Annotated in this window: 8 protein-coding genes; 6 read left to right on the plus strand and 2 right to left on the minus strand. The window is 61.8% G+C overall.

Annotated elements, in window-relative coordinates:
- The first annotated feature begins 110 nt into the window (after positions 1-110).
- The 6 genes from ACFSCU_RS01845 to ACFSCU_RS01870 all read left to right on the plus strand — a co-directional run bounded on the left by ACFSCU_RS01845 (position 111) and on the right by ACFSCU_RS01870 (position 10460).
- Positions 111-1859, plus strand: a complete 1749-nt coding sequence (locus ACFSCU_RS01845) for a type I restriction-modification system subunit M (RefSeq protein ID WP_180550291.1) — start codon at positions 111-113, stop codon at positions 1857-1859.
- Entirely contained in the window at positions 1856-3127 is a 1272-nt protein-coding gene (locus tag ACFSCU_RS01850; protein ID WP_377559715.1) for a restriction endonuclease subunit S, read from the plus strand. The genes ACFSCU_RS01845 and ACFSCU_RS01850 overlap by 4 nt, the downstream gene beginning before the upstream one ends.
- The gene (locus ACFSCU_RS01855; protein ID WP_180550289.1) at positions 3124-3825 is read left to right on the plus strand and encodes a hypothetical protein; all 702 of its coding nucleotides are present in this window, start codon (positions 3124-3126) and stop codon (positions 3823-3825) included. Before ACFSCU_RS01850 ends, ACFSCU_RS01855 begins: the two co-directional genes overlap by 4 nt.
- A gap of 18 nt (positions 3826-3843) precedes the next feature.
- Positions 3844-6999 (plus strand): type I restriction endonuclease subunit R, encoded by a 3156-nt coding sequence (locus tag ACFSCU_RS01860; RefSeq protein ID WP_377559718.1) that lies wholly within the window; start codon positions 3844-3846, stop codon positions 6997-6999.
- A 339-nt stretch (positions 7000-7338) separates the two neighbouring features.
- Positions 7339-8628 (plus strand): dsDNA nuclease domain-containing protein, encoded by a 1290-nt coding sequence (locus ACFSCU_RS01865; protein ID WP_180550288.1) that lies wholly within the window; start codon positions 7339-7341, stop codon positions 8626-8628.
- A complete protein-coding gene (locus ACFSCU_RS01870; protein ID WP_377559720.1) occupies positions 8625-10460 on the plus strand; it encodes a hypothetical protein in 1836 nt (611 codons plus the stop codon). Before ACFSCU_RS01865 ends, ACFSCU_RS01870 begins: the two co-directional genes overlap by 4 nt.
- Positions 10461-10690: 230 nt before the next feature.
- On the opposite strand, the gene ACFSCU_RS01875 is transcribed toward ACFSCU_RS01870, so the two are convergent.
- Positions 10691-11518, minus strand: a complete 828-nt coding sequence (locus ACFSCU_RS01875) for an SDR family NAD(P)-dependent oxidoreductase (RefSeq protein WP_180550284.1) — start codon at positions 11516-11518, stop codon at positions 10691-10693.
- The gene (locus ACFSCU_RS01880) at positions 11515-12234 is read right to left on the minus strand and encodes an SDR family oxidoreductase (protein ID WP_180550283.1); all 720 of its coding nucleotides are present in this window, start codon (positions 12232-12234) and stop codon (positions 11515-11517) included. The genes ACFSCU_RS01875 and ACFSCU_RS01880 overlap by 4 nt, the downstream gene beginning before the upstream one ends.
- Between the last annotated feature and the right edge of the window lies 1 nt (position 12235).

Here is a 12235-nt window from a genome sequence, read left to right on the forward strand (position 1 = left end):
GGAGGCTCACCTCAGTAATATGTGACTGAAAAAATCTAGACTGAGACGGCAGCCGAGATGGGGCTGTCGGCCAGGCTTTGCCAGCGGGCTGCGCCGATACACTCCGTCACATGGCCACCCAAGCAGCCCTGTCCTCCTTCATCTGGTCGGTTGCCGACCTGCTTCGCGGCGATTACAAGCAGTCCGACTACGGCAAGGTCATCCTGCCGTTCACCGTGCTGCGCCGTCTCGACTGCGTGCTCGAACCCACCAAGGACGCCGTGCTGGCCGAGCTGGCCGCCAAGCAAAAGCTGGGCGTCAACCCCGGCCCGTTCCTGCAGCGCAAGACCGGCCTGCCGTTCTTCAACCAATCCCCGCTCGATCTCAAGAAGCTGCTGGGCGACCCGAGCAACGTCGAGCAAAACCTGCTTACCTACATCCAGGGCTTCTCTTCGGAAGTGCGCGACATCTTCGAGCGCTTCGAGTTCCAGACCCAGGTCGAACGCCTGTCCAAGGCCGGCCTGCTCTACCAGGTCACCGAGAAGTTCTGCCAGATCGACCTGCACCCCAGCCGGGTCAGCAACGCCGACATGGGCACCGTGTTCGAGGAGCTGATCCGCAAGTTCGCCGAACTCTCCAACGAAACCGCCGGCGAGCACTTCACCCCGCGCGAGGTCATCCGCCTGATGGTGAACCTGCTGTTCGTCGAAGACAGCGATGCACTGTCCAAACCCGGCGTGGTGCGCACCCTGTACGACCCGACGGCGGGAACGGGTGGCATGCTCAGCGTGGCCGGCGAATACCTGGCCGAGCTGAACCCCCGCGCCAGCCTGAACGTCTACGGCCAGGAGCTCAACCCCGAGTCCTACGCCATCTGCAAGGCCGACATGCTGATCAAGGGCCAGAAGGTGGAGAACATCGTCTTCGGCAACACCTTGAGCGACGACGGCCACCACGGCGAGCACTTCGACTACATGCTCTCCAACCCGCCCTTCGGCGTGGAATGGAAGAAAGTCGAGAAGGAAGTCCGCCGCGAGCACGAAACCCAGGGCTTTGCCGGCCGCTTCGGTCCCGGCCTGCCGCGCATCTCCGACGGCTCCATGCTGTTTCTGCTGCACCTGATCAGCAAGATGCGCCCGCTCAAGGAAGGCGGCAGCCGCTTTGGCATCGTGCTCAACGGCTCGCCGCTGTTCACCGGCGGCGCCGGCTCGGGCGAGAGCGAGATTCGCCGCTACGTGCTGGAAAACGACCTGCTGGAAGCCATCGTCGGCCTGCCCACCGACATGTTCTACAACACCGGCATCGCCACCTACGTCTGGATTCTGTCCAACAAGAAACCCGCCGAGCGGCGCGGCAAGGTGCAATTGATCGACGCCAGCGGCATGTGGCAGAAGATGCGCAAGAGCCTGGGCTCCAAGCGCAAGGAGCTGTCCGACGCCCACATCGAGCGCATCACCCGGCTCTTTGGCAGCTTCCAGGAAGCCAGGGACGAAGACGGCACGCCCATCAGCCGCATCTTCGACAACGAGGACTTCGGCTACCACAGCATCACCGTGGAGCGGCCGCTGCGCGACGAAGCCGGAAATATCGTGCTGGGCACGCGTGGCAGGCAAAAAGGCAAGCCCCAGCCTGACAGCAAGCTGCGCGACACCGAGAACGTGCCGTACAAGGAGGACGTGGCCGAATACTTCGAGCGCGAGGTGCTGCCGCACGCGCCCGATGCCTGGATCGACCCGGACAAGACCCGAGTGGGTTACGAGATTCCGTTCAACCGGCACTTCTACGTCTTCAAGCCGCCCCGGCCGCTGGCCGAGATCGATGACGACCTGAAAGCAACCACCGACCGCATCCTGGAGATGATCAAGGGGCTGTCGGCATGAGCTTCCCCAAGTACCCAGCCTACAAGGACAGTGGGGTGGAGTGGCTGGGGGAGGTGCCGGCGCATTGGGATGTCGTCGCGCTGAAACGACTGGTGAGCATGCGAAGCGGTGATGCCATCACTGCAGATTCGATAGACGAAATTGGCAACTACCCCGTGTATGGAGGGAACGGCCTGCGCGGATTTACCAATGCGTTCACACACGATGGTCTCTTTGCGCTGATCGGGCGGCAAGGAGCGCTCTGCGGCAACATCAATTATGCGGAAGGTAGGTTTTGGGCATCTGAGCATGCTGTCGTTGTGACACCGCATGTATTTGTCCAAGTGCGCTGGCTTGGGGAGCTGCTTCGCGCGATGAACCTTGGCCAGTACTCCGTTGCCGCAGCCCAGCCGGGGCTGGCTGTAGAGATTATTGGGAACCTGCGAATACCCCTGCCAGCAGCTGAGGAGCAGTCGGCCATCGCCACCTTCCTCGACCGCGAAACCGCCAAGATCGACGCGCTGGTGGCCGAGCAGGAAAAGCTGATCGCGCTGCTGAAGGAAAAGCGCCAGGCCCTCATCTCGCACGCCGTCACCAAGGGGCTTGATCCGTCGGTGCCGATGAAGGATTCGGGGGTGGAGTGGTTGGGGCAGGTGCCGGCGCATTGGGGAGTGCTCGCCCTCAAGCGCCTAACGCCAAGTATGACGGTTGGGATCGTGATCAATCCGTCGGACTATGTTTCTCAAGAAGGCCTACCGTTCATCTACGGTGGAGACATCCGCGAGGGCACCATTGATTACGAGAACGCTCGACGCATCACCGTTGACGACAGCGCGCGGCAGTCCAAGACGTATCTGCGAGCTGGGGACTTGCTGACAGTGAGAGTGGGGGCACCCGGCGTGACTGCGGTCGTGCCGCCTGAATGCGAAGGCGGCAACTGCGCCTCCGTCATGCTGATAAGAAAAGGCCACTTCGACTCGGACTGGCTTTGCTATCTGATGAACAGCAAAGTAGTGAGATATCAGGTTGAGGTGGTTCAGTACGGCGCTGCTCAGGAGCAGTTCAATATCAGCCACGCAGTCGAGTTCAAAGCGCTAGTGCCTCCGCTGGCTGAGCAGCAAGCAATCGCGCAATACCTTCGGACGGAGGTTGATCGAATCGAGCGCTTGGCAGACATGGCAGGTGAAGCTGTTCTCCTTCTCCAAGAGCGTCGTTCCGCCTTGATCTCCGCCGCCGTCACCGGCCAGATCGACGTGCGCGGGCATGTGCTTGCTCGAGAAGGCCCATGAGCTTCAACGTCAGGAGCTTGTGGCTCCCCTTGGGGTTTGAGGAGCAGTGGGGAGCCATGACGGACGAGCAGCCTGCGTACCGTTACGCTGCTAAAGGCTTTGAGCTGAGCGCTGCCCGCGTCATGAACAAGTGGTTCGAACCGTGTTTCTTGGTTCATGGCCATGCGCAGAGTGCGAGATCGCTAGCCCGGATTCAATTTGAGATGCCCGTTGACGTTGAATCGTTCGAGCAGGGCTTGGCGTGGCTGGCCCATGGCGTGGGCACCTGCGTTCCAGACAGCGAAGCGCCGAGGTGGTTGCTTGAAGGGCGGCTGCTGCAAGATCACTTGCCCTGGGTGCGCAGGCAGCAGGCATACGAAAGGCGGCCTCAGTGCTGTGTGGAAAAGGATTGGTTCAAGCTGGCCGCCAAAGCATTGCGCCCATTGGCTGCGACCGCTGCTGAGACAGATCCCGCCATCTTCTCCTTTGATGGAGCGGTTTTTCGGGTCGAGGCCTGCTCTGAAGTGATCGCCATGCCTGGAATCGGTGCGCCGTGGCCTGCGAGTTTCGCGATTCCGGCGATTCATCTGGATCACTTGCCCCAACGTTATGCCGGGGCATCGGTACATGTTTCGGTGTTCGACGGTCGTCTGACGATTGCGAACCGTGCCTGGCATCTGATCGAGGTTGATCAGTCGGCAAACAAGCCTGAGCACTAAACCCCGGACGGAGGATCGATGGCCGTACACAACGAAATTGCGTTCGAAACCGACATCTGCACTCACCTCGCCGCCCACGGCTGGCTGTATTCCGAGCCCGGCACCGAAGGCGACGCGCGCAGCTACGACACCCCGCGCGCCTTGTACCCCGCCGATCTCATCGCCTGGCTGCAAGCCACCCAGCCCCAGGCCTGGGAAACCCTGGTCAAGAACCACGGCGCGGCAGCCGAAGCCATCCTGCTCGACCGCCTGCGCAAGGCCCTCGACACCCAGGGCACGCTGGATGTGCTGCGCCACGGCTTCGACATGCTCGGCCTGCGCGCGCCCCTGCGCATGGCGCAGTTTCGCCCCGCGCTGGGCATGAACCCCGAGCTGCAGGCGCGCTACGCCGCCAACCGCCTGCGCGTGCTGCGCCAGGTGCGCACCAGCCATGACGACATCATCGACCTGGTGCTGTGCCTGAACGGCATCCCGGTGGCCACGGCCGAAATCAAGACCGACTTCACCCAGGACGTGAACCGGGCCATCGACCAGTACCGCTTCGACCGCCTGCCGCGCCCCAAGGGCAGGGCCAGCGCCGAGCCCCTGCTCGACTTTCCGCGCGGCGCGCTGGTGCACTTTGCGCTCAGCAACCGCGACGTGCACATGGCCACCCGCCTGCTGGGGCCGGCCACCCAGTTCCTGCCCTTCAACCTGGGAGACCGTGGCGGCGCCGGCAATCCGCCGCATGCGGACGGCCACCGCACCCACTACCTGTGGGAGCAGGTCTGGCAACGCGACTCCTGGCTGGAGATCATCGAGCGCTACCTGGTCACCCTGCGCGATGAGAAGAAGCGCATCCGCGCCATCATCTTTCCGCGCTACCACCAGCTCGACGCCACCCGCCGCCTGGTGCAGGCAGTGCTGGCCGACGGCCCGGGCGGCAAGTACCTGATCCAGCACAGCGCGGGCTCGGGCAAGACCAACTCGATTGCCTGGACGGCGCACTTTCTGTCCGACCTGCACGACGCCGGGCACCACAAGCTGTTCTCCAGCGTGTTGGTGGTGAGCGACCGCAATGTGCTCGATGTCCAGCTGCAGGACGCCATCTTCGACTTCCAGCGCACCACCGGCGTGGTCGAGACCATCACCGGCGACGATGCCAGCAAGAGCCAGCAACTGGCCCAGGCGCTGTCGGGCGGCAAGAAGATCATCGTCTGCACCATCCAGACCTTCCCCTTTGCCCTGGAGAAGGTGCGCGAGTTGGCCGCCACCGAGGGCAAGCGCTTTGCGGTGATTGCCGACGAGGCCCATTCCAGCCAGACCGGCGAGGCCGCCGCCAAGCTGAAGGAGCTGCTGAGCGCCGAGGAGCAAAAGGACCTGGCCGACGGCGGCGAGGTCAGCCACGAAGACATCCTGGCCGCACAGATGAGCGCCCGCGCCGGAGCGGATGCCGGCATCACCTACATCGCCTTCACCGCCACGCCCAAGGCCAAGACGTTGGAGCTGTTCGGCAGGCGCCCCGACCCCGGCCAGCCGGCCGGCCCCACCAACCTGCCGCAAGCCTTCCACGTCTATTCCATGCGCCAGGCCATCGAGGAGGGCTTCATCCTCGATGTGCTGAAGAACTACACGCCGTACCGGCTGGCCTTCAAGCTGACCCACGACGGCAAGGACTGGACCGACACGGAAGTCGAGCAAAGCGCAGCCGTCAAGGGCCTGATGCGCTGGGTGCGCCTGCACCCGTACAACATCAGCCAGAAGGTGGCTATCGTCGTCGAGCACTTCATCGACAACGTGCAGCCCCTGCTGGGTGGCCAGGCCAAGGCCATGGTGGTCACCGCCAGCCGGTTGGAGGCGGTGCGCTGGAAGCGCGCCATGGACCAGTACATCCAGGAGCACCGCTACGCCATCGGCACCCTGGTGGCCTTTTCGGGCGAAGTGCTCGATGAAAGCACCGGCGAGCCGGTGTCCGAGCGCTCGGCCGAGCTGAACCCTGGGCTGGACGGCAAGGGCATTCGCGAGGCCTTCAACACCGCCGCCTTCCAGATTCTGCTGGTGGCCAACAAATTCCAGACTGGCTTCGATCAACCGCTTTTGTGCGGCATGTACGTGGACAAGCGCTTGGCCGGCATCCAGGCGGTGCAGACCCTGAGCCGGCTGAACCGCGCCTACAACGGCCCGCACGGCCAGAAGGACACCACCTATGTGCTGGACTTCGTCAACGACCCGGACGAGGTGCTGGCCGCCTTCAAGACCTATTACGAAACCGCCGAACTGGCCGGGGTGACCGACCCGAATCTGATCCTGGATTTGAAGGCCAAGCTGGATGCCAGCGGGCATTACGACGAACACGAGGTCGAGCGCGTGGTGGCCGCCGAGCTGAACCCCAGGGCCACCCAGGCCATGCTGGTGGCGGCCATCGAGCCGGTGGCCGATCGTCTGCTCAGGCGCTACCGGGCCGCACAGGACAAGCTGCAATCGGCCAAGCCGGAGGGCCCCGAAGCCCAGGCGGCCCGGGACGAGCTGGATGCGCTCTTGCTGTTCCGGCGCGATCTGGGCACCTATGTGCGGGTCTATGCCTTCCTGAGCCAGCTGTTTGACTACGGCAACACCGCCGTAGAGAAGCGCGCCCTGTTCTTCAAGCGCCTGTTGCCGCTGCTGGACTTTGGCCGCGAGCGCGAGGGGATCGATCTGTCCAAGGTGGTGCTGACCCACCACAAGCTGAAGGACCAGGGCCGGCGCGATCTGGCGCTGAATGAAACGGAAGGCGAATACCGCCTGCAACCCATGACCGAGACCGGCGGTGGGCAGTTGCAGGACAAGGAAAAGCGCCTGCTCTCGGAAATCCTGGAGCGGGTGAACGACCTCTTCGAGGGCGAGCTCAGCGACGAGGACAAGCTGGTCTACGTCAACAACGTGATCCGCGGCAAGCTGATGGAATCCGAAGTGCTGGCCGAGCAAGCCAGGAACAACACCAAGGCGCAGTTTGCGGCGTCACCGAACTTCGATGCCGAGCTGATGAACGCCATCATCGAGGCCTTCGAGGCGCATCAGATCATGAGCCGGCAGGCGCTGGAGTCGGAGCGGGTGCGGGCCGGGATGAAAGGTATTCTGCTGGGGCCGGCGGGGCTGTATGAGGGGTTGCGGGGGGCGGCGGATCAGGCGGTGGGTGCGTGGGGGGAGGGACGGTAGGATTTCTCGACGCTCCAAGTGGAGAGAGGCCACTGGGTGGTTCTTGCTACGGCAGCCTACATGTCAGCATCAGGCTGATTGCGGCCGTTCAACCATGGGCCAACCAGTGGTAGCTATCGCACTCAGCGGTTGCTCGCCAATGTGCGATGACACAGTCCGCAGTGGCCAGCCTGCCCCGTAGCCCATGGGCAAAAAAATTGGCGCAATAATCGTCACTATTGAGGCCAAACGCCGAGCTTTTTTGGATGTGTTGGTCCTTCATGGCTCCATGACCGTATGCAGTACGGACTTCTCGAGACAAATGCCTTTCCGTTGCTTTGGGCACGCACCAGACACTCGATGACTGCAAATACGTTGCCGGAACCACCGCTGCAGAAGGTTCTAACGGATCTTTTCCATGACTTCGAGGGTGACGAGACCGGCGGCCGGCATGCCATCAAGGGCTTCAGCTTTCAGGTATGGCTCGCGGTCCTGGAGGCAATGCGCGCGCACCGGAAGCCGGGCGACTACGCCGTCGTCCTTGAGTGGCAGCAGGACATTGCTCTTCTGAACTCCTCTACCGATCCGACGACGGTGCGGTTCGTCCAGCTTAAGAAGAACGAATCGTCCTTCAGGTGGACGCTACGGAGCTTGCTGGCGGTAGAGAAGCCAGAAGACGAGGCTGCGAACGACCCTAGCGCTGGCGGCCAAACTGACGCAGCCGCCGCGCTCGCCGCAGGCAAGGGCAAAGCGGGCAAGAAATCCAAGCCAAAACAGGCGAAACCGTCGATTCTTGCGAAGCTGTACGTCCATCGCCGCCGGTTCTCGGACTTGACAAAGGTGGAACTCGTCTTTGCGTCTGACGCATCCTTCGAAATCCCTAGGGCCGCAGGCGGAACGGTGATGGTCAGCAGCGTGGCCCTGAGCGCGCTGCCGGACGCTGCCAAGAAAGATATCGAAGCAAAGCTCCGCGCGCAGCTAGATGTTCCGGCCGAAGAGGCAATCGACCTCGACGACTTCGAACTCCTTGTTACTGACTGCCCTGTAGTTGACCCGCACAAATTCGTGGCAGGCGAATGCGCTGAAATGCAGCTGGCGACGGGGCTTGAGCTCAGCGGGAAGGCCACGCTCCTGGCGGTGTTGATCGTCGCATCATATGTCAACCTGCGCGCCGCGAGCACGCGTCACGCGAAAAACTTCCCCGAGCTGCTCGCGAGAGCCGTCACACGGGCTGACGTCACGGAGTACCTCGCCGCGGCGAACGACAAGGCAATCCCCACGTCCGACCATGTGCAGTCGGTTATCAACCGGTTCAATGCTGAGCTGGCACCTCCAGCGGTCGTTCGCCAGATGCGCCGGGAGATGGCACGAGCCTGCGTTCAGATATCGGATCGCACGACCTCAACGCCCATGCTTGCCTCCCGGCTGAAGGATGTCTACACGGCCAAGGGCGAGTACGCAGACGTCGTCCGTCTCACGGATATGTTCGAAACCTGGTACCGCGACCTGGAGAAACTGTCGCCCCCTGACTTTGGATTATTCAAGCGCGAATACCTCTACTGCCTCATGGCGATGATTTACGAAGATGCAAACCCAACCAAACATCTACCACCTGTTCCGGCTGATTCGCAACCTGAGAACGCGAAATGAGAGCGATCGTCACCTTTCACGCGCTCTGGCTCGTGTCCGAAAGGGACGCGAGCGCTCGAAGGGAGACCTTCAGCCCGACCAAGAACCTGCTAGCGGGGATTAACGAGACTGGGAAGTCGCGCGTCCTCAAGCATATGGTCTGGACGCTTGGATGTGAGCCCGCCGCGCGCAACGCCGGCTCATGGGACTCGAACATTACAGCAGCTACTGAGCTGTCTATCGGGAGCAAGAAGTACATCTTCCTGCGCTCGGGGCGGCACCAACGCGCGGCATTCGACGCCGACGGCAAGCTCGTCATTGGAACCGAGAGCGCCAAGGTCTGGACGAAGTTTTTTGTCGAACTTTTCGACTTCCCTCTGAAGCTACAGCGCCAGCAAGAAGGCCTGTTCGGACTTGCAGGGCCCGAGTACGCCATACTGCCCTTTTACATCGACCAAGAGGGTGGCTGGAGCCGGAGGTGGGCCGCGTTCTCTGGCCTTGGGAAGTTTCTCCGCTGGGAGCCCATTGTCTTCGAAGCGTTTACCGGGCTGCGCCCGCAACGCTACTTCCTCGCCCAGCTGCGTCGAGACGAAATCGACTACAAGCTTCGCGAAGCCAAGATACAGGCGCGCCTGCAATCCAAGGCTTTCGAGCAGGTCAGCGCAATGCTGCCCGAGTCCAGGGCGACGCTCGACGAACATGTTTTCGCCAACGAGCTGAGGGAGCTCGCAGACCGCGCTGCCGCCCTGTCTAAGGAAGAAGACGAAATCCGTTCTGCACTGGTCGAAGCGGTCGAGGACCGACAAATCAAGGTCGCCGAGCTGCAGATGGTGATGCGCGCCGAGGAAGACTTGGTGGGAGACCTGGCGTACCTGTCGAAGATCCCCGACGAAGGTCAGCTTACCTGCCCCACCTGCGGGCAGGTGCACGACAGTTCTTTTCGAGCCAAAGTGGAGCTCGCGACCGACGCGGAAGATGCTCACCAGTTGGTCATCTCTGTGCGCAGTCAGCTTGCATCTGTTCAAAACCGAGAGCAGGATCTGCGCGCCAAGCTCCAGGCTGTCTCCTCGAGCCTGAATGAGCTGCGCGTGTTGATGGCGCGTGAGAGGGAAGGTACGACAGTTGGTGACATCATTGCTGCGAAGAGCCGAACCACGCTCGAGCAAGCCTACGACCGCACTAAGCGGGATCTGTCCGCACAGATTGACGAGTTCAAGGTAGAGCGAGACGCGCTCCAAGCAGAGCTTGCGGGGCTCACAGAGAAGGGGCGCGAGAAGCAAGTCCGCAATGAGTTCAAAGACGAGTTGAACGCCTACGCCGACCGACTTGGCATCTCCAAAGCTGAGATTGGCCCCGTGAAGATTGGCGCGCGCCCGGGGGCGAAGGCTTCGGGCAGCTCCAGCCCTCGCATCTACTTGGCTATGCACATGGCGCTGCTAGCCTTGAACCGGCGCTACGGCAATGGGCCCGCCTTCCCGTTCATGGTCGACACTCCTCGACAGCAGGGTTTGGACGACGCGAACACCGCCAAGCTGCTCGACACTATCTACACGCACGCACCGTCGCATCAAGTGTTCGTGGCCAATGAATCGGTCCCGCAGGGTTGGACTCCGCCCGAGGGATGTAAGGTCATCCCCTTCGTGCGCAAGCGGCAGCTACTAAGGACTGAGGAGTACAAGGACGGCGTTGCAGCGTTAGAGCCGCTGGTGACTCAGATGCTTGCAGCGATTGAAGCGGAGCGCGAGGCGAAGGCTCAGGCTGAGCAAGCCGAAGGCGAAGAGGAGCACCTCATCGTACTGCCGTCCGACTCTGAAGAGGTGGACGACGCTGATGATGCCGGCGAGTTGGCCTAACGGGCGGCTACTGGCTTCGTCTAGCGAAATTTAGGTCAGCGACCGCTTGATGCTGATCAGCGTGAGTTCACACCAAGGAAGCAACGGACTGCAGCAGTTGCAAAGCCAATCTATGCCAATAATTCCTGTGGCGCCAGAAAAAAGGGCGTCAGAACCAAGATAGCCCAATATAGTCCACCTTCCAGGTTAACCTCCTGATTCTTGGCGCATGGGCATTCTCGTCGGTTGGATCAAACGAACTTGCCTACCAAGCCGCCGTCAACCAGCAGCTCCGTACCTGTGATGTAACTGGCCGAGTCCGAGGCCAGAAACGCGCAAGCGTTGGCTACCTCCCAGGCAGTGCCCATGCGTTGCATCGGAACCTGCCGAGCACGTTCAGCCTTAGCCTCGTCCAGATTATCTGCAAACATGTGCGCCACGTTGGCCGTCACCCGTGGGGTGTCGATCAGCCCTGGTATCACCGTATTGGCGCGAATGCCGTAAGGGGCGTACTGCTGCGCAATCATGCGCGTCATCTGGATGACGGCCGCCTTGGTTGTGCAATACGCGAGATGAGGATAACCAAGGTAACGAAGCCCCGCGACTGATGCAATCGAGATAATGACTCCAGTGCGGCGCTCCACCATGCTGGGAAGCACGGCTTGGCAGCTCAACATCAAGCTTTTGACGTTGACGGAGTGGATGCGATCCAAGTCTTCAGCACTGGTTTCCATGGGTCCGCCGGTCTTGCCGATGCCGACGTTGTGATGAAGCACGTCGAGTGGTGCATGGCGCATAGCCAAGGAACGAAAAGTGTCCACGATGTCTTGCTCTCGCGCCATGTCGGCCTCATAGGCATACGCTTCGCCGCCCTCCTCGGTGATGAATCGAGCTGTTTCCTGCGCGGAGGACAGGTCGCGATCGAGCACAAGCACGGTGGCACCCAAGCGAGCATAGGTCACGCAGGCGGCACGCCCAATGCTCCAACCGGGAGCGACCGATCCCCCACCGGCCACCGCCACCGTCTTTCCGGCGAGATCCCACGGCCCACGTGGTGTAGACCTCACTAGGTCACTCATGATGCCAATCCCACGGTCATGCCTCCGCAAACATAGATCACCTGGCCCGTGACGAAGCCTGCACGTGTATCTAACAAGGAGGCCACCATGTGAGCGACTTCTGAAGGCAAGCCCATCCGACGCAGCGGGATCGCCTGCATAATCCGCTCTGTCGCAGGCGACCTTGGCGGGTTGACTTTGGTGAAAAGCTCGGTGGCGATTGGGCCCGGACCTACAGCATTCACAGTGATGCCATGGGCGCCCACTTCAAGCGCCAATGCCTTGGTAAAGCCATGCAGGGCCGCCTTGCTCGACGCGTAGGCGATGCGTTCTGTCTTGCCCAGCGCAGCGCGGCTGGAAATATTGACGATTCGTCCATCGCCTGCCGCCATCATCCCCGGGAGAAGTGCCTGCGCGCACACCACCGATGCGGCAAGGTTCACGTCCATCACGGCGCGCAGATCGTCGGTGCTGACTCTGTTGAGAGACTGAGGCCGCACAATGCCGGCGTTGTTGACCAGACGGGTGATTGGTCCGCTCTTCAGTGCGTCGTCGAGCGCGTGGCGTAGTGCAGCCTCGTCGCTGACATCGACGCACAGGTACTGTTCGTCACAGGCCATTTGCTCAGGCGGCTGCAGGTCGAAATTGACAACCTGATGACCATCCTCGCTCAGACGATCTACCACTGCGCGACCGATTCCGCGACTGCCTCCAGTCACCAGAATGCGGGTAACCATT

It is taken from the genome of Ottowia beijingensis (genome assembly GCF_042680925.1).
Lineage (GTDB): Bacteria > Pseudomonadota > Gammaproteobacteria > Burkholderiales > Burkholderiaceae_C > Ottowia > Ottowia beijingensis.

Bases quoted from the DNA above. Each gene is read 5' to 3' on its own strand.
- ACFSCU_RS01845 (WP_180550291.1), top strand. From the start codon at position 111: ATGGCCACCCAAGCAGCCCTGTCCTCCTTCATCTGGTCGGTTGCCGAC.
- ACFSCU_RS01850 (WP_377559715.1), top strand. From the start codon at position 1,856: ATGAGCTTCCCCAAGTACCCAGCCTACAAGGACAGTGGGGTGGAGTGG.
- ACFSCU_RS01855 (WP_180550289.1), top strand. From the start codon at position 3,124: ATGAGCTTCAACGTCAGGAGCTTGTGGCTCCCCTTGGGGTTTGAGGAG.
- ACFSCU_RS01860 (WP_377559718.1), top strand. From the start codon at position 3,844: ATGGCCGTACACAACGAAATTGCGTTCGAAACCGACATCTGCACTCAC.
- ACFSCU_RS01865 (WP_180550288.1), top strand. From the start codon at position 7,339: ATGACTGCAAATACGTTGCCGGAACCACCGCTGCAGAAGGTTCTAACG.
- ACFSCU_RS01870 (WP_377559720.1), top strand. From the start codon at position 8,625: ATGAGAGCGATCGTCACCTTTCACGCGCTCTGGCTCGTGTCCGAAAGG.
- ACFSCU_RS01875 (WP_180550284.1), bottom strand. From the start codon at position 11,518: ATGAGTGACCTAGTGAGGTCTACACCACGTGGGCCGTGGGATCTCGCC.
- ACFSCU_RS01880 (WP_180550283.1), bottom strand. From the start codon at position 12,234: ATGGTTACCCGCATTCTGGTGACTGGAGGCAGTCGCGGAATCGGTCGC.